This window comes from Micromonospora sp. NPDC047793 (genome assembly GCF_040642635.1).
GTDB lineage: Bacteria > Actinomycetota > Actinomycetes > Mycobacteriales > Micromonosporaceae > Micromonospora.
In genome coordinates this window covers 133,483-148,191 of sequence record NZ_JBEYSG010000008.1, presented here as the reverse complement: position 1 = coordinate 148,191, position 14,709 = coordinate 133,483, and the positions used below count along the sequence as shown (strand labels likewise).

The 14,709-nt window shown below is 69.7% G+C and carries 20 protein-coding genes and 1 tRNA gene; 10 read left to right on the top strand and 11 right to left on the bottom strand.

What is annotated here, in order from left to right; translation table 11 throughout:
- Positions 1-288: 288 nt before the first annotated feature.
- Positions 289-966 carry a hemolysin III family protein gene (locus tag ABZ738_RS18085; protein ID WP_131051720.1) on the top strand — a complete coding sequence of 226 codons (678 nt, stop codon included), beginning with the start codon at positions 289-291 and terminating at the stop codon, positions 964-966.
- A 67-nt stretch (positions 967-1,033) separates the two neighbouring features.
- Here ABZ738_RS18085 and ABZ738_RS18080 read toward each other — a convergent pair whose 3' ends face one another.
- Positions 1,034-1,318, bottom strand: coding sequence for a DUF6458 family protein (locus ABZ738_RS18080; protein WP_131051719.1), 285 nt, complete (start codon positions 1,316-1,318; stop codon positions 1,034-1,036).
- A gap of 114 nt (positions 1,319-1,432) precedes the next feature.
- Here ABZ738_RS18080 and ABZ738_RS18075 point away from each other — a divergent pair, with 114 nt between their 5' ends.
- A complete protein-coding gene (locus tag ABZ738_RS18075) occupies positions 1,433-1,972 on the top strand; it encodes a histidine phosphatase family protein (protein WP_131051718.1) in 540 nt (179 codons plus the stop codon).
- 35 nt (positions 1,973-2,007) lie between these two features.
- Here ABZ738_RS18075 and ABZ738_RS18070 read toward each other — a convergent pair whose 3' ends face one another.
- Positions 2,008-2,142, bottom strand: a complete 135-nt coding sequence (locus tag ABZ738_RS18070) for a hypothetical protein (RefSeq protein ID WP_357214504.1) — start codon at positions 2,140-2,142, stop codon at positions 2,008-2,010.
- Here ABZ738_RS18070 and ABZ738_RS18065 point away from each other — a divergent pair.
- Positions 2,141-2,410 carry a DUF6458 family protein gene (locus tag ABZ738_RS18065; RefSeq protein ID WP_131051717.1) on the top strand — a complete coding sequence of 90 codons (270 nt, stop codon included), beginning with the start codon at positions 2,141-2,143 and terminating at the stop codon, positions 2,408-2,410. The genes ABZ738_RS18070 and ABZ738_RS18065 overlap by 2 nt on opposite strands.
- 214 nt (positions 2,411-2,624) lie before the next feature.
- On the opposite strand, the gene ABZ738_RS18060 is transcribed toward ABZ738_RS18065, so the two are convergent.
- The 3 genes from ABZ738_RS18060 to ABZ738_RS18050 all read right to left on the bottom strand — a co-directional run bounded on the left by ABZ738_RS18060 (position 2,625) and on the right by ABZ738_RS18050 (position 6,561).
- Positions 2,625-4,481, bottom strand: coding sequence for an acyl-CoA dehydrogenase (locus ABZ738_RS18060; RefSeq protein WP_131051716.1), 1,857 nt, complete (start codon positions 4,479-4,481; stop codon positions 2,625-2,627).
- Between the two features lie 194 nt (positions 4,482-4,675).
- Positions 4,676-5,803, bottom strand: coding sequence for a PP2C family protein-serine/threonine phosphatase (locus ABZ738_RS18055; protein ID WP_131051715.1), 1,128 nt, complete (start codon positions 5,801-5,803; stop codon positions 4,676-4,678).
- A gap of 98 nt (positions 5,804-5,901) precedes the next feature.
- Positions 5,902-6,561, bottom strand: coding sequence for a septal ring lytic transglycosylase RlpA family protein (locus tag ABZ738_RS18050; protein WP_357214499.1), 660 nt, complete (start codon positions 6,559-6,561; stop codon positions 5,902-5,904).
- A gap of 272 nt (positions 6,562-6,833) precedes the next feature.
- On the opposite strand from ABZ738_RS18050, the gene ABZ738_RS18045 reads away from it, so the two are divergent.
- A complete protein-coding gene (locus ABZ738_RS18045; protein ID WP_357214496.1) occupies positions 6,834-7,379 on the top strand; it encodes a phosphoribosyltransferase in 546 nt (181 codons plus the stop codon).
- Between the two features lie 157 nt (positions 7,380-7,536).
- Here the strand turns inward: ABZ738_RS18045 and ABZ738_RS18040 are convergent, their stop codons facing one another.
- Positions 7,537-8,052, bottom strand: a complete 516-nt coding sequence (locus tag ABZ738_RS18040; RefSeq protein ID WP_117228054.1) for an alpha/beta hydrolase — start codon at positions 8,050-8,052, stop codon at positions 7,537-7,539.
- A gap of 105 nt (positions 8,053-8,157) precedes the next feature.
- Here ABZ738_RS18040 and ABZ738_RS18035 point away from each other — a divergent pair, with 105 nt between their 5' ends.
- Positions 8,158-8,577, top strand: coding sequence for an ASCH domain-containing protein (locus ABZ738_RS18035; protein WP_176092227.1), 420 nt, complete (start codon positions 8,158-8,160; stop codon positions 8,575-8,577).
- A gap of 6 nt (positions 8,578-8,583) precedes the next feature.
- Here ABZ738_RS18035 and ABZ738_RS18030 read toward each other — a convergent pair whose 3' ends face one another.
- From ABZ738_RS18030 to ABZ738_RS18015, 4 genes are read right to left on the bottom strand one after another with little or no spacing between them, the layout of a single operon-like run.
- A complete protein-coding gene (locus ABZ738_RS18030) occupies positions 8,584-9,462 on the bottom strand; it encodes an LLM class flavin-dependent oxidoreductase (protein WP_357214492.1) in 879 nt (292 codons plus the stop codon).
- Between the two features lie 59 nt (positions 9,463-9,521).
- Positions 9,522-10,088: a dienelactone hydrolase family protein gene (locus ABZ738_RS18025; RefSeq protein WP_357214489.1), complete on the bottom strand. Its 567-nt coding sequence runs from the start codon at positions 10,086-10,088 to the stop codon at positions 9,522-9,524.
- Positions 10,089-10,133: 45 nt separating this feature from the next.
- Positions 10,134-10,364 (bottom strand): hypothetical protein, encoded by a 231-nt coding sequence (locus ABZ738_RS18020; protein WP_357214486.1) that lies wholly within the window; start codon positions 10,362-10,364, stop codon positions 10,134-10,136.
- A gap of 41 nt (positions 10,365-10,405) precedes the next feature.
- Complete coding sequence (locus tag ABZ738_RS18015) at positions 10,406-10,723, bottom strand: antibiotic biosynthesis monooxygenase (protein ID WP_350697655.1); 318 nt, start codon at positions 10,721-10,723, stop codon at positions 10,406-10,408.
- A gap of 267 nt (positions 10,724-10,990) precedes the next feature.
- On the opposite strand from ABZ738_RS18015, the gene ABZ738_RS18010 reads away from it, so the two are divergent.
- The 4 genes from ABZ738_RS18010 to ABZ738_RS17995 all read left to right on the top strand — a co-directional run bounded on the left by ABZ738_RS18010 (position 10,991) and on the right by ABZ738_RS17995 (position 13,252).
- On the top strand, positions 10,991-11,188 hold the full coding sequence (locus tag ABZ738_RS18010) for a hypothetical protein (RefSeq protein WP_117227978.1): 198 nt from the start codon (positions 10,991-10,993) through the stop codon (positions 11,186-11,188).
- A complete protein-coding gene (locus tag ABZ738_RS18005; RefSeq protein WP_357214483.1) occupies positions 11,185-11,589 on the top strand; it encodes a type II toxin-antitoxin system VapC family toxin in 405 nt (134 codons plus the stop codon). The genes ABZ738_RS18010 and ABZ738_RS18005 overlap by 4 nt, the downstream gene beginning before the upstream one ends.
- Before the next feature lie 214 nt (positions 11,590-11,803).
- Positions 11,804-11,998, top strand: a complete 195-nt coding sequence (locus tag ABZ738_RS18000) for a hypothetical protein (protein WP_357214480.1) — start codon at positions 11,804-11,806, stop codon at positions 11,996-11,998.
- A 348-nt stretch (positions 11,999-12,346) separates the two neighbouring features.
- Positions 12,347-13,252 (top strand): IS5 family transposase, encoded by a 906-nt coding sequence (locus tag ABZ738_RS17995; RefSeq protein WP_176094349.1) that lies wholly within the window; start codon positions 12,347-12,349, stop codon positions 13,250-13,252.
- Between the two features lie 104 nt (positions 13,253-13,356).
- On the opposite strand, the gene ABZ738_RS17990 is transcribed toward ABZ738_RS17995, so the two are convergent.
- A tRNA-Gly gene (locus ABZ738_RS17990) sits at positions 13,357-13,430 on the bottom strand.
- A 213-nt stretch (positions 13,431-13,643) separates the two neighbouring features.
- Between ABZ738_RS17990 and ABZ738_RS17985 the strand changes: the two genes are divergently transcribed.
- Complete coding sequence (locus tag ABZ738_RS17985; protein WP_357214476.1) at positions 13,644-14,645, top strand: zinc metalloprotease; 1,002 nt, start codon at positions 13,644-13,646, stop codon at positions 14,643-14,645.
- Positions 14,646-14,709: the final 64 nt, after the last annotated feature.

Below are 14,709 nucleotides of genomic sequence, written 5' to 3'. Positions count from 1 at the left end.
CCCTCCGCCGGGGAGCCACCGGTCGGGGAGCCACCGGTCGGGGAGCCACCGGAAGGAAGGCCGTCCGTCGGGGAGCCGTTGCCGACATCGCCGCTCGGGTCTGCGGCGCCGCCGGGTTCGGGGGGCGGTGGTGGGGTGAGGTCGAGCAAAAGGGCGTGCGCGCCGACCGGTCTGATCCGCATCCCGCCATCCTGACCGACGGTCGCCCACCGGCGCGTCGACTGCTGGTCGGACGGCGTGACGCGTTGCACTACCCGAAGGTAACCTACGCTGTCGTAACCTGATTCCGTGACCACCTCAGCACGTCCCCGGCTCAAGCCGGTCGACATCGGGAAACCCCGGATGCGCGGCTGGCTGCACACGTACGCGTTCTTCGTCGCACTGATCTGCGGCATCGTGCTCTGCTCGATCGCCGCCGCCCGCCCCGGCTGGACACCCCTGGTCAGTACCGGCGTCTACAGCCTCACCGTCTGCGGCCTCTTCGGCACCAGCGCGCTCTATCACCGTCGAGTGTGGTCGACACGCGGGTACCAGGTGATGCGCCGGATGGACCACTCGATGATCTTCTTGTTCATCGCCGGTACGTACACACCGTTCTGTGTTCTGCTGCTGGAGACCCGCGCCGCCGTGATCATGCTCTCGGTGGTCTGGGGCGGCGCCCTGGGCGGCGTGGCACTGAAGTTGATCTGGCCGCACGCGTCACGGTGGCTCTCCGCTCCGCTCTATCTGGCGCTCGGCTGGGTGTCCGTGGGAATGCTGCCGGACATCCTGCACCACGGCGGGGTCACCGCCCTGGTGCTGCTGGCCGTGGGCGGCGGCATCTACACCGTCGGCGCGGTCTTCTACGCGCTGCGTCGGCCGAACCCGTGGCCCACCGTTTTCGGCCATCACGAGTTCTTCCACGCCTGCACGCTGGTCGCGGCGATCTGCCATCACATCGCGATCTATTTCGCGCTGTTCGCCTGAGCCGAGGCGGACGGCACGACAACGGGGTGGCGGATCGTTCCCGCCACCCCGTTGTGTCTCGTACGGGTCAGACCATCGGGTCGGGTCGGCGCACCTCGCGGTACTCCTGCACCACCCGGTTGTCCTGCACCGGAACGGCGCGCTCGGCGACCACGCGCTCCTCACGGACCGGAGCGACGACCGGACGACGCCGGGAGTTCCAGAAGTAGAGGGTGACGAGCAGGCCAGCGACACCGGCGAGCATCAGCACCCAGCCGACGACGCTCAGGTTGAGCCAGCCCAGATCCGCCTCCACGGCGAACGCGAAGATCGCGCCCAGCGCGATCAGGAAGATACTGCCACCGATGCCCATGTCGTCGTCTCCTCGGCTCGAAGCTGCATTCCACTTCGCCGCGGCCATGGATGAGGTTGCGGCATCGAGGGACTTACCCCGGCACGGAGATCGCCAATCGGGCAAGCTGGTGGCATGACGGACGCCTCGGGACAGCAACGCACGCTCGTGCTGCTACGGCACGCCAAGGCCGAACAGCCCACGGCGGACGGACCGGACATCGAGCGACCGTTGAGCGCACGGGGCCGTGCCGACGCGGCGGCTGCCGGGGCGTGGCTCGCCCGGCACGGGTTGCTGCCGGAGTTGGTGATCTGCTCCGCCGCACTGCGTACGCGGCAGACCTGGCACCACGTCGAGATGGGCATGACCGGCTCGCCGCCGGAGGGTGGACCCACCGGGCCGTTTCCGGTCGTCCGCTACGAGACGGACGCGTACGAGGCGCATCCGGAGGACCTGCTGACCCTGCTGCGCCGGGTCGAACCGTCCATCGGCACCGTCCTGCTGATCGCCCACAATCCCGGCATCTCGCTTTTGTCCGAGTCGCTCGATCCGCAGGGCGCCGCCCCGGACGGGCTGCGCACCAGCGACATGGTCCGGCACCGACCCACGGTGTCCTGGGCGGAACTGGGACGGGGTACGGCCCCGATCGACGTCCGGCACACCGCACGCGGCTGACCAGCCGGGGCGACACCGCACTAGTGAAGGCCGGATCACCCGACCACCGCGCCGCGTGCCGGGTCGTGTTCGCCGGTCGACAGCGCGGGTAACCCCGCGCCGGACGGGTAACCGTCGCTGACCAGTCCGAGTACGCCCAGAGCAACCGCACGGGGGAGTGCCGCGCACATGGGCATTGGTAGTGGAATCTTCCTGATCGCCATCGGCGCGATCCTGACGTTCGCCATCAGGGCCAACGTCTGGTGGATCGACCTGCGGGCGGTCGGCTGGGTCTTCATCCTGGCCGGGCTGACCGTCCTGCTCACCACGCTCTGGTTCTGGCAGGACCGCCGCAAGCGGGCCCGGACACTGATCGTGGAGGAGAACCGGCTCTCGCATCCGACCGCGATGATGCCGCCGCCTCCCGACCCGCCACCGCCGACCGCGCCGCCGAGCTGACCGGTGGGTGTGGGCGTGGGTGGTGCCCCTGCGCGGCTTCGGGCCGGGGGTGTTGCCGCCGCGCTGATCGGTTTCGGGACTCCCGAGGCGTTCGTCGTGGAGGTGGGTGGAGTTGTTGTCGCTTCCGCGAACGGGTGCAGCCGGTGGGGCATGTGCCCCACCGGCTGCACCGGACAGCGCGGACTACGTCACCGCGCGGTGTCGACCGGGCCGATCAGAACGCCTCCTCCGGGATGTCCATGATGTCCAGGTCGGTGCCTTCGAGGATGCGCCGGTCGGCGCCGACGCGGGGCAGTACCTCGCGGGCGAAGAACCGGGCGGCGGCCACCTTGCCGGTGTAGAACGCCTTGTCGGTCGCGGAGACCTCGCCGGCCAACGCCTTCAGCGCCACGTCCGCCTGCTTCTGCAGCAGCCAGCCGACCACCACGTCGCCGAGCGCCAGCAGGAACCGGCGGCTGCTCAGCCCCACCTTGTAGAGGGACCGGGCGTCGCCGCCCTGCACCTCGCCCAGCCAGCCGGTCATCACACCGATCATGTTCTGGATCTCGGCGAGGGCCTTGCCGAGCGCCTGCCGCTCCTCCTTGAGCTGACCGTTGCCGACCTCGGTGGTGATGAACTCCTGGATCTCTCCGGCGACCGCCATCAGCGCCTTGCCGTTGTCCCGGACGATCTTCCGGAAGATCAGGTCGAGGCTCTGGATGGCGGTGGTGCCCTCGTACAGGGTGTCGATCTTGGCGTCCCGGACGTACTGCTCCAGCGGGTAGTCCTGGAGGAAGCCGGAACCACCGAAGGTCTGCAACGACTCGTGCCCGAGCATCTCGTACGCCCGCTCCGAGCCGACGCCCTTGACCAGGGGCAGCAGCAGGTCGTTGACCCGCTTCGCCAGCTTGGTGGCCTTCTCGTCACCGGCCGCCTCGGCGAGGGCGATCTTGTCCTGCCAGGACGCGGTGTAGAGCACCAGGGCACGCAGGCCCTCGGCGTACGACTTCTGCAGCAGCAGCGACCGGCGGACGTCCGGGTGATGGGTGATGGTGACGCGGGGAGCGCTCTTGTCGGACTGCTGGACCAGGTCGGCGCCCTGCACCCGGTTCTTGGCGTACTCCAGGGCGTTGAGGTAGCCGGTGGAGAGGGTGGCGATCGCCTTGGTGCCGACCAGCATCCGGGCGTACTCGATGATCATGAACATCTGCCGGATGCCGTCGTGCTTCTCGCCCAGCAGCCAGCCCTTGGCCGGTACGCCGTGCTCGCCGAAGGTCAGCTCGCAGGTGTTGGAGACCTTGAGGCCCATCTTGTGCTCGACGTTGGTGGCGAAGACGCCGTTGCGCTCGCCCAGCTCGCCGCTGTCCTCGTCGAAGAAGTAGTTCGGTACGACGAACAACGACAGGCCCTTGGTGCCGGGGCCGCCCACACCCTCCACGCCGACCGGACGGGCCAGGACGTAGTGGACGATGTTGTCGCTCAGGTCGTGCTCGCCGGAGGTGATGAAGCGCTTCACGCCCTCGATGTGCCACGAGCCGTCCGGCTGGGGGATCGCCCGCGCGCGGCCGGCGCCCACGTCCGAGCCGGCGTCCGGCTCGGTGAGCACCATCGTGGAGCCCCACTGCTGGTCGATGAAGAGCTTGGCCCACTTCTTCTGCTGCTCGGTGCCCTCGACGTGCAGCACGTGCGCGAAGGACGGGCCGGAGGCGTACATCCAGACCGGGGCGTTCGAGCCGAGCACCAGCTCGGCGAGCGCCCACCACAGCGCCCGGGGGGCGTTGGTGCCGCCCAGCTCCGGGGGCAGGTCGAGCCGCCAGAACTCGGAGTCCATGAACGCCTGGTACGACTTCTTGAACGACTCCGGCAGTGGCGCGGTGTGGGTGGCCGGGTCGAAGACCGGCGGGTTACGGTCACCGTCGGTGTAGCTGGCGGAGAGGTCTTCGCGGGCCAGGCGGTCCATCTCGGCGAGGAAGCTCCGCGCCGTGTCGACGTCGAGCTCGGAGTACGGCTCCTGGCCGAACGACCGGTCCGCCCCGAACACCTCGAACAGGTTGAACTCGAGGTCCCGAAGGTTGCTCTTGTAGTGGGTCATGTCGCTGGCCCCGCTTCCGGACAGGTGTTACCGATCAGTAACCCCAGACTCTATTACTGACGGGTAGGCAGCGACAACCCGCACACCGGAGTGACAGGGATTACACACTTGCGGTTCAGGTTCCGGCGGCACGCCGTCGCCCGGCCCCGAAGGTCGACCCGGCCCGGCCGGACACCGCCCGACGGCCCCGGGGGTCAGCTCTCGGCCGCCCCGACCTCCCAGCTCGGCACCGCCGCCGTCGCGCCACCGCGCGAACCCGTGTACTCCATCAGGACCAGCGCGATGTCGTCGTCCAACCGACCGTGCACCCACTCCACCAGAGCGGTCTCCAGCGAGGCCAGACCGTCGCCCACCGTGCCGTGCCCGAGCAGCCGCCACGCCCGGTCGGCGGTGGGGAAGAACTCGCCGTCCCGGCGGGCCTCGCCGAGCCCGTCGGTGAACAGCAGCAGGCGATCGCCGGGTTCCAGCCGCTCGACCCGGGGCCGCACCACCGGCATGAAGCCCAGCGGGGGTGCCGGGGCGGGCGGTTCGAGCGGGATCACCGCGCCCCGGCGCAGCAGCAGCGGCGCCGGATGTCCACAGTTGACGATGGTGAGCGTGCCGCCCCGCTCCTCCACCAGCGCGGCGGTGACGAAATCCTCGTCACCCACGCTGCGGGCCACCGCCCGGTCCAGGTCCGCGACCACCCCGCGCAGGTCCGAGCGCTCGTACGCCACGTGCCGGTAGGAGCCCAGCACGATGCTGGCCAGCCGGACCGCCTCCAGGCCCTTGCCGCGTACGTCACCGATGATCATGCGTACGCCGTACGGGGTGTCGATGGCCTCGTAGAGGTCGCCGCCGATCTCCGCCTTCGCGGTGGACGAGATGTAACGTCCGGCCACCGCCAGCGTGCCGACCCGGGGACCGAGCGGACGCAGCACCGCCTGCTGGGCCACCGCGGCGAGCTTGGACAACTCGGCGATCTGCTCGGCCTGCCGCTGACGTACCGCCGCCACCGCCGCCGCGATCCCGGTGCCCAACGCGATGCCCGCCACCGCGACCGCCGTGGAGAGCGAGACGTTCTCCTCGGCCAATGCGAACGAGGCGCCGAGCACGGACGCGGCGGCACCGACGCCGAGCACGATGCGCCAGGACGCCAACGCGGCGGCCAGGAACGGAGCGGCCACCATCAGCGCGATGTAGTTCGCCGCCCTCCCGTCTGCCAACTCGACGGCGGAGACGAGCGCGAGCAGGGCAAGGGCCGCGCCGAGGCCGGCGCGGGATCCGGGACTCAGCCGGTTACGGCCCGGCTGGAGGAGTTGCGTACGTACATCCGACAGCATGCCCGATGGACGTGAACGAAAAAATGAACCTGACCCGTCGGACGAGAGGGATCTGGCCGCGAGGATCATCCCGCGCGCCGATCGCCGCCCGGTCGGGCTCAGCCCAACACCTCGTAACGCACCTGGATGTGGCCGAGGTCGAGCGAGGCGATCTCGGCGAACGAGCCACGGGACAGGTCCAGGCAGCGGCCCTCGATGAACGGTCCCCGGTCGTTGATGCGTACGGTGATCGACTTTCCGTTGGCGGGGTTCGTCACGCGTACCCGGGTGTCGAACGGCAGGGTCTTGTGCGCGGCGGTCATCCCCTCCGGGTTGAACGCCTCGCCGTTGGCGGTCACCTGGCCCTGCCAGTAGAAGGAGGCGCCACACGAGCCGCTGTCCACCACCGGACGGGCCGTCGTCTTCGTGGCCGTCGGCTTCGGTGTCGGACTGGCCGTACGCGTCTTGCTCCGCGACGGTGCCTGCGTGGTCCGGACCGGCGTCGGGCTCGCCGAGGCGCTCGGCGAGGCGCTGGCGCTCGGGCTGGCAGTCGGGCTCGGGCTGGCACTCGGTGACGCGCTCGGCGAGCCGGTCGACGGCTCGGTGACGTCCGGGGTGACCGGCAGGTCGATCGCGGTCGGACCGACCGGCTCCGAGTCGCCCGCCAGACGCACCGCACCGACGGTCCCGCCGACGGCGAGCGCGACGGCGAGCACGGCCGTGGCGGTCAGCCCGGACGGCGAGGTGATCCTGCGGGTACGGGTGTGCCTACCAGTCACCGGCCCGGTCCTTTCCTCAGCAGATCAAATCGGGTCGGACCATAACGAGAGAACCACTTCCGACGTCAACGTGATCATGATGGTATGACCATAATTGCGGCGATACGTGAAGCCGATCATCCGATCCGAGGTGGGCCAGCCGGCCCCCCGCAGCCGTGGGCTGTCGCTGCCCCGCAGCGGGGGGCCGTTGGCTGCCACAGCCACCGGTGGTTGCCGCGCAGCGGTGGGCCGTGGCTGCCTCGCGGACCCCGGGTGTGCCGCAGGATGAGGGGATGTCCACCGAGCTGAGAGCCCGCCTGGTCGAGCTGTTCCGTTGGATCGACCCCGGTCCCGGGGCGAGCCACCTGGTCAGCGACGTCTCCGGCTGGTGGCGCGACCCCGACGTACTCGCCGCTCTCGGTCCCGCGCTCGTCGCGCCGTTCCGGGCCGCCCGACCCACCGTGGTCGTCTCCCCGGCCGTCACCGGTTTCCTGCTCGGCCCGCTGGCCGCCACCGCGCTCGGCGTCGGGTTCGTGCCGGCACACAAGCCCGGCGACGGCCGGCTGCCTGCCGGTCCGCTGACCTGGGCGCAGAGCCCGCCCGACTTCCGTGGCCGGCAGGTCGACCTGGCCGTACGGGACCGGCACCTCGGCCCCGGCGACCGGGTGCTGGTCGTGGACGACTGGGTGGCCACCGCCGCCCAGGTCCGGGCGCTCTATGACATCTGCGCCGCCCGAGGTGCCGAACCGCTGGGCACTTCGGCGGTGGTGGTCGACTGTGCACCGGAGCTGAGCGCCGAACTCCGCATAAGCGGCCTGCTCACTAGCGCCGCCTTGTGAAAGGAAGGGCACCTTATTAACGCCTCGTGCATAGCAGGGGTCCCCTGCTAACACCGAACCCCGCCGCGCCGCCGCCGAACACCAGCCGCCGAACACCAGCCATCGCCAAGCACCAGCCGCCGCCGGAGGCCGGCACCCGAAGCCGACCCGGGCGGGGTCAGCGGACGAAGTCCTCGACCACCGTGCAGACCTTGCCGAGCACCTCGGCGGACCGGGCCAACGGCCCCGGCACCATCAGCGCGTGGTCGGCGGCCGTGATCTCCAGCACGTGCGGGGTCAACCGGCGGGCGATCCCGCCATCCCAGGACGAGTCGGCCGTACCGCCGACCAGCAGGAACGGGGCGGTGGACCGGCGCAGCGCGTCGACCACCTCACCCCGGTGCAGCAGCGGCGTCAACCAGACGGCGGGCAGCCGCCGCTCGACCGCGAGTGGCGCGGCCAGCGAGCCGAGCGACTTGCCGACCAGCAGGTCGGTGCGCTCGGTCAGGGTCGGGGCGACCTCGTCGCAGACCCACCGGCCGATGGTGTTGGGGTCGAAGTCCTCCGGCACCTGCCAGGCGATGCCGTGCAGCCCGAAACCAAGCCGACGCAGCGCCTCACCCAGATAGAGGAAGAGCGGATACCGGGTGTCGTAGCCGCGTCCGGGAATGAGCACCGCGCGTCGGTCCGCCATCGACATCTCCTCGTTCGTCGGGCATCGACCGTACCGCTCCCATGCGGACTCTCCACCCGTCGAGAACCGACCGGAATCCGTCGGTCCCACCGGTAATCTCGCGTCATGTGGCCACGCGTCGGCGAACTACGCACCCTCGCCCTCGGCACACCCGGCGAGCTTCGTGCGAGGCTCAACACCCTGGTCCTGGGCGAGGTGAAGACCGCCACCGCCGGCTTGCTCACCGAGTACGCCGAGGAGCGCGAGGACCTGGAACACGTCGGTGAACGGCTGGTTGTCGTCGACGACCAGGACTCCCTGGTGGCCGTGGTCGAGGTGACAGGTGTGGAGGTGACCCGCTTCGCCGAGGTGAGCTGGGACTTCGCCCGCTCCGAGGGGGAGGGCGACCGCTCGATCGAGGAGTGGCGGGCCGGGCACGCCGCCTACTGGGCCCGGCTCGGCACGCCGGTCACCGACGACACCGAGATCGTCTGCGTACGCTTCCGGCTGGTCAGCCGAGGCGACGAGGGCGCGTACGGGACGTAGGACGCCTCAACCGCGCAGCTCGGGCAGCAGTCGGGTGGCCACGTCGACGAGGACCGCTTCGTCGCCCGCGTACCAACTGCTCTCCCGGGGCCAGTGCGTGATCACGTCGGTGAAGCCCAGCTCCGCCGCGCGGCCCACCTGGTCGGCGAAGAACTGCGCGCTGCCCAGCGAGAAGGCCGGTGCCGAGTCCAGCGAGAGGTAACGGTCCAGGCTGGCCGGGTCACGCCCGTCGGCGGCGAGCCGGGCGTCCATCCGGGCCACCAGCTCGGCCACCCCGTCCCACCACTCGCCCAGGTCGTCGACGTCCGGTCCGGTGGTCACCCAGCCCTGCCCGAACCGGCTGACCAGCCGCATCGACCGGGGACCGTTGGCCGCCATCACGAACGGCACCCGAGGCGTCTGTACGCAGCCCGGGTTGTTCCGCGCGTCCACCGCCGCGAACCACTCGCCCCGCCAGGTCGTACCGTCGGTGAGCAGGATCGCGTCGAGCAGCTCGGTGAACTCGGCGAACCGGTCCACCCGCTGTCGCGGCGGCAGCGTCTCGCCACCGAGCACCGCCGAGTCGAAGCCGATGCCGCCCGCGCCGAGCCCGAGCAGTACCCGCCCGTCGGACACGTCGTCGAGCGAGGTCACCTGCCGGGCGAAGGCCGCCGGATGCCGGAAGTTCGGGGACGCCACGAGCGTGCCGAGCCGGATCCGCGAGGTCACCGTCGCGGCGGCGGTCAGCGTACCCATCGAGTCGAACCACGGACCGCCCACCAGATCCCGCCAGCCCAGGTGGTCGTACGTCCAGGCGTGGTCGAAGCCCCACTCCTCCGCCTGCTGCCACCGGTGGCGCGCCACCGACCACCGCTGGTCGGGCAGGATCACGATGCCGAATCTCATGATCGCCAGGGTACGGCGACCGACCTCCGACCTCAGCCCAGCCGGTCGAGCGTGTGGGCTCAGCCCAGCCGGTCGAGGAAGTCCAGCGTGCGCCCGATCAGCAGCTCGGCGGCCGGCTCGTCGTAGTCGACGCCACCCGCATCGGCGAAAAGGTGCCCGGCACCGGGGTAGAGATACAGCTCCGCGCCGTCGATATCCGCCGCCATCGCCCGCATCGCCGGCACCTCGGCCCACTCGTCGTCGGCCATCGCGTGCATCTGCACCGGCGTTCCGGCCGGCCACGGGCTGTCGAACTCCTCCGGAGGCACCGCACCGTAGAGCAGCAACGCGCCCAGGGCACCCGGACGGGTCTGGGTGAGCGACTGCGCCGGCAGGTTCCCGAGCGAACAGCCCGCGTAGACGAGCCGCTCGGGCAGCGCCTCGGCCGCCGCCGTCCCACGTCGGATGATCTCCCCGAACCCGATCGATTCGGCGTGCGCGACCCCCTCGTCGACCGTGCCGAAGGTGGCACCGTCGTACAGGTCAGGGGTGTGCACGGTGTGCCCGGCGGCCCGCCACCGGTCGGCCAGCGCCAGGAACCCCGGCGTCTGCCCCTGAGCATGGTGAAACAGCAGAATCTCGACCATGCGCCCACCGTAAGACCGCCGTCCGACAAGAACCGGGAGGTACGCCTACTCGTCCGTGACAGGCTCGTCCAGCCAGCGGAACCCGGCCTCGTCGCCTTCGACGCTCAACAGGAACTCGGCGACCCGGCTGCCGTCCGGGCGGGTCAGGGTCAGGGCAGCCCCGATCTCGTCGTCGATCCGCATCATGGCCTCGTCGTCGTCCGCGTCGAGAGCGGCGTTCCGCGCCACGAAGAGCGGACGGAACGGCTCATGGACGGCAGCGTAGAAGTCCGCCACATCCCATGATCGTCACTGCTCTCCCGGCCCGGCGTCGCGCATCAGGCCTCGGTCTCCACATAGTTCGCCAGGTCCGCCTCGATGCCGGCCGCCGTGAAGAAGGCAGCCGGCTCGAACCCCTCCGCGCGATGCACCGCCTGCACGGCAGCACGGGCCGAGGGCAGATCGTCCGCAGACGACCACCGCACGATGGTGACGGCGTTGAAGCGCCCCGGGCCGGAGTGCTGTTCCAGTAGGGCATCGTCGAGGAATCCCGGCTGATCCCGCAGGATCGCGTGAGTTCGCCGTACGTGTCGCCAGAACTCCGCACGCGCGGGTTCCGGGACGTCGAACTTGTCCACTCGGTAGACGACGGTCATGCCGCCCTCCTTCGTGCCGGGAATCGGTCAGACCGAGGCTAGAACCTCAACCCGACTTCAGATCAACAGCTCGGAGCGACAACCTTCACCACGATGAAATGCTCACGCTGGTTCTGTCTCCCAGTTCTTACACCCGGACATGCCGGACGGCCCGGCCCGCTTGCGGGCCGCCTTGCCGTGTCGCTGGCCCTCCGCGTGAGTGAGGGTGGTGTCGGCGCTGACCGTGCGACAATGAGTGGCGGTGTGTGGCGGAGGAGGTGAGTCGTGATGTCGAGCAATGCGGAGCGGATGCCCGAGTGGCCGACCGCTGAGCATGTGCCGGTGGAGGAGTTGGCCCGTCGGCAGGGTGTGCGACCGGTCGCCTCCGTCGATGACCTGGCTCGGCCGGACCTGTTCGAGTCCGACGACGAGTTGGACGAGTTCCTGGCCGACCTGTATGCCTCTCGGCGGGCCAGCGCGGCGTGAGCCCGGTCGTCCTGGACACCGACGTGGCGTCGGCGATCCTGAGAGGTCGGCTGCATGACCGGCTTCGTGCCCGCTTAGCGGGTAAGACCCTGTGCGTCACGTTCGTCACGCTCGGGGAGTTGACCAAGTGGACCGCGCTGCGGAGCTGGGGGCCGCGCAAGCTGGCCGACCTCGCACAGTGGCGATCCGGCGTGGTGGTGCTGCCCTTCGACGAGTCGGTGGCGACGACCTGGGGGCATCTCCAGGCGCGCGCGCAGCATCGGGGGCGTCCCCGCCCGACGAATGACTCCTGGATCGCGGCCTGCTGCCTGGTTGACCGGCTGCCACTGGCGACCTTCAACAGCAAGGACTACGCCGACTTCGCCGAGTACGACGGCCTACGCCTGTTCGACGTCTCGTAGCTCCACCGAACCCGGCCGACGTGGCCGAACTGCGCTGGCTGGTCCTGGCCGTCCGCGACTGGCCGGACCGCTAACCCGGTGGGAAGCCGCAAAGCGGCGCAGTAGTCGATCGACCCGACCTCGGCGGCGGCCGGCCACCCCGCGATCGTGCCTCCGCCTCGTGGAGTACAAATCAGGACAGCGCTGCGGGTGAGCCTCCGGTACGGTCCGCCGGATGAACCCTGCCGGGAGACGCGCCTCCACTCTCCGCGTCATTGGCAACGTCGCTCTGGTCGCCGGACTGCTGGTTTCGGTCATCACGCTGTCGAGCGACGCCGGGTCGGCTGAGCCACACGTCCTGGCGGGTTTCCTCGTTGCCACAGGGATCGGGCTGCGCATCGAAGCCGCGATCAGGGACTTCCGTGCATGACCGCCTCAACCGAAGTGCCCGCAGCGGGGACAGCCAGTCCGAAAAGCGGTCGGCATGAATGAAGCCCAGGTCGGGAGCGCATCCTGACCTGGGCTTCACGTTGGAGCGAGTGACGGGAATCGAACCCGCACTGTCAGCTTGGGAACCGTACAAGATCCGCCGACAACCGGCGTTGCTGCCAGCTCGGCAACACTTCGAGTGGCCTGGAATGACCTAGGCCGTGTTTCATAGCTGCGGTTGGCCAGTCAGCCCCGGCCAGGGAGATCTCGGCGTGTCGGTGATCGATACGTAGTGAGGTCTCCGGTAGATGGTTCATCGACCAAGACAGACCATCAGCACGGAGACCTCGTGGCCACCATACCGGTGACGAGGCGGTTCGACCTGACTGACGTGCAGTGGGCGGCGTTGGAACCGCTGCTGCCGAGGGGTAAGAAGCCAGGGCGACCGCTGAAGTGGAGTAAACGGCAGCTCATCGATGGGATCCGGTGGAGGGTCCGGGTGGGCTCGCCCTGGCGGGATGTTCCGGAGTGTTACGGGCCCTGGCAGACGGTCTACGGGCTGTTCCGCCGTTGGCAGCGTGCCGGGGTGTGGCAGCGGTTCGTCACCGGGTTGCAGACCCGCGCCGACGCCGCCGGTCTGATCACCTGGGACGTCAGCGTTGACTCGACGATCGCTCGGGCGCATCAGCACGCCGCCGGCGCCCGCACCCGACCCGAGCTGCAGAAGGAACCACCCGGCGGGGTCGAGGACGAGCCGGCTGATCACGCTCTGGGTCGGTCACGAGGTGGCTGGACCACCAAACTGCACCTGGCCTGCGAGCAGGGCCGCAAGCCGCTGTCGATGTTGCTGACCGGCGGGCAGCGCGGTGACAGTCCGCAGTTCACCCGGGTCCTGGCCCGCATCCGGGTCCCCCGGCCCGACGGCGGCCGACCCCGCACTCGACCCGACCGGGTCCTCGCGGACAAGGCATACAGCTCCCGCGCCAACCGGGAGCACCTACGCCGACGTGGCATCCCGGCCACGATCCCGATCAAGATCGATCAGGCCGCAAGCCGGCGCAGAAAGGGGTCCAAGGGCGGCCGACCGCCGACCTTCGACGCCCACATCTACCAGCAACGTCACGCCGTGGAGTGCGGCATCAACCAGCTCAAACGCCATCGAGCCATGGCCACCAGGTTCGACAAGCTCGCCGTGCGCTACCAGGCCACGGTCCACGTCGCCGCGATCAACGAGTGGCTCCGACCCGAGCTATGAAACACGGCCTAATGGCCCGTTAATGGCCCACGGCCGGTTTCGGCTCTCCTGGCAACGCGAAAGCCCTGGTTGGGACTCACGTCCTGGCCAGGGCTTTCAAGCGTTGGAGCGGGTGACGGGAATCGAACCCGCACTGTCAGCTTGGGAAGCTGATGTTCTGCCATTGAACTACACCCGCAAGCGGCACCACTGTACCTGAGCCGTCGCCCCGGTGCACCCAGCCACCCCCGCCGACCACCCTGCCCGGCCCGCCTCCGCACGCTCCGCAAGAAGTTGCATGCCGGCAACACATAGCCATTCTCAAATCTGTCTATGCGTTGTAACGTCTGGCCCACGTTTCCCGCACGACGCGACACAACCCCCGGTCGCGTCGCCAGAAAGAGGTGGGCTTATGGGACTCCGTCCCGTCCTGCTGAACCGGCGGATCGCCGGCATCGCATCGACGTCGCTGGCGGTGGCGCTCGGTGTGGCCACGGTCGGTCTGCTGCCGGCGGCCACCACGGCCGCCACTCCGACGGCTGCCGCCGTCTCCGCCGACGAGGTGTGTGAGGACCCGACGGGCACTGCGGCCCGGGTCCGGGGCGACGCGGTCGTCAAGCACGACCCGAACGAGTTGACCATGGCGCAACTGCACCAGCGGGAGTCGGAGTTCGCCGACCTGTTGCAGGAGCGGGCCAAGCGGGTCGGCCAGCGGACGCTCAGCGCCCAGGCCGCCGCGGCCTCGGTCACCATCCCGGTCGTGGTGCACGTGATCCGCAAGGACACCACCCGGGCCGGCGGGAACATCCCCGACTCGATGATCCAATCGCAGATCAACGTGCTGAACCAGTCGTTCGCGGGTGCGACGGGCGGTGCCGCCACCGCCTTCGCGTTCCAGTTGCAGAGCATCAACCGGGTCACCAACACGTCGTGGTACCCGATCCGGCAGGGCTCCACGGCCGAGCGGCAGATGAAGACCCAGCTCCGCCAGGGCACCAAGGGCACGCTCAACATCTATCTCGGCGAGCTGAGTGGGGGCCTGCTCGGCTGGGCGACCTTCCCGCAGAGCACGCTGAACGTGATGGACGGCGTGGTCGTGCTCAGCGAGTCGCTGCCGGGTGGCACCGCCACCAACTACAACCAGGGTGACACCGGCACCCACGAGGTCGGTCACTGGCTGAACCTGTACCACACGTTCCAGGGCGGCTGCTCGGGCAGCGGCGACCAGGTTTCCGACACTCCGGCGGAGGCGTCGCCGGCCTACCAGTGCCCGACCGGTCGGGACACCTGCTCCACCGCGGGGCTGGACCCGATCACCAACTTCATGGACTACACGTACGACACCTGCATGTACCAGTTCACCCCGGGCCAGGCGACCCGGATGATCAACGCGTGGAACACGTACCGCGCGTAGCGCGGCAGTCGTCGGCGCGTACCTCCGGTGCCGGTCCCGTCGTCAGGCGGGACCGGCACCGGTC

Bases quoted from the DNA above. Each gene is read 5' to 3' on its own strand.
- ABZ738_RS18065 (WP_131051717.1), top strand. From the start codon at position 2,141: ATGGGCATTGGTAGTGGAATCTTCCTGATCGCCATCGGCGCGATCCTG.
- ABZ738_RS17985 (WP_357214476.1), top strand. From the start codon at position 13,644: ATGGGACTCCGTCCCGTCCTGCTGAACCGGCGGATCGCCGGCATCGCA.
- ABZ738_RS18010 (WP_117227978.1), top strand. From the start codon at position 10,991: ATGTCGAGCAATGCGGAGCGGATGCCCGAGTGGCCGACCGCTGAGCAT.
- ABZ738_RS18030 (WP_357214492.1), bottom strand. From the start codon at position 9,462: ATGAGATTCGGCATCGTGATCCTGCCCGACCAGCGGTGGTCGGTGGCG.
- ABZ738_RS18075 (WP_131051718.1), top strand. From the start codon at position 1,433: ATGACGGACGCCTCGGGACAGCAACGCACGCTCGTGCTGCTACGGCAC.
- ABZ738_RS18015 (WP_350697655.1), bottom strand. From the start codon at position 10,723: ATGACCGTCGTCTACCGAGTGGACAAGTTCGACGTCCCGGAACCCGCG.
- ABZ738_RS18055 (WP_131051715.1), bottom strand. From the start codon at position 5,803: ATGCTGTCGGATGTACGTACGCAACTCCTCCAGCCGGGCCGTAACCGG.
- ABZ738_RS18000 (WP_357214480.1), top strand. From the start codon at position 11,804: ATGAACCCTGCCGGGAGACGCGCCTCCACTCTCCGCGTCATTGGCAAC.
- ABZ738_RS18060 (WP_131051716.1), bottom strand. From the start codon at position 4,481: ATGACCCACTACAAGAGCAACCTTCGGGACCTCGAGTTCAACCTGTTC.
- ABZ738_RS18045 (WP_357214496.1), top strand. From the start codon at position 6,834: ATGTCCACCGAGCTGAGAGCCCGCCTGGTCGAGCTGTTCCGTTGGATC.
- ABZ738_RS18025 (WP_357214489.1), bottom strand. From the start codon at position 10,088: ATGGTCGAGATTCTGCTGTTTCACCATGCTCAGGGGCAGACGCCGGGG.
- ABZ738_RS18035 (WP_176092227.1), top strand. From the start codon at position 8,158: ATGTGGCCACGCGTCGGCGAACTACGCACCCTCGCCCTCGGCACACCC.
- ABZ738_RS18040 (WP_117228054.1), bottom strand. From the start codon at position 8,052: ATGGCGGACCGACGCGCGGTGCTCATTCCCGGACGCGGCTACGACACC.
- ABZ738_RS18080 (WP_131051719.1), bottom strand. From the start codon at position 1,318: ATGGGCATCGGTGGCAGTATCTTCCTGATCGCGCTGGGCGCGATCTTC.
- ABZ738_RS18070 (WP_357214504.1), bottom strand. From the start codon at position 2,142: ATGTGCGCGGCACTCCCCCGTGCGGTTGCTCTGGGCGTACTCGGACTG.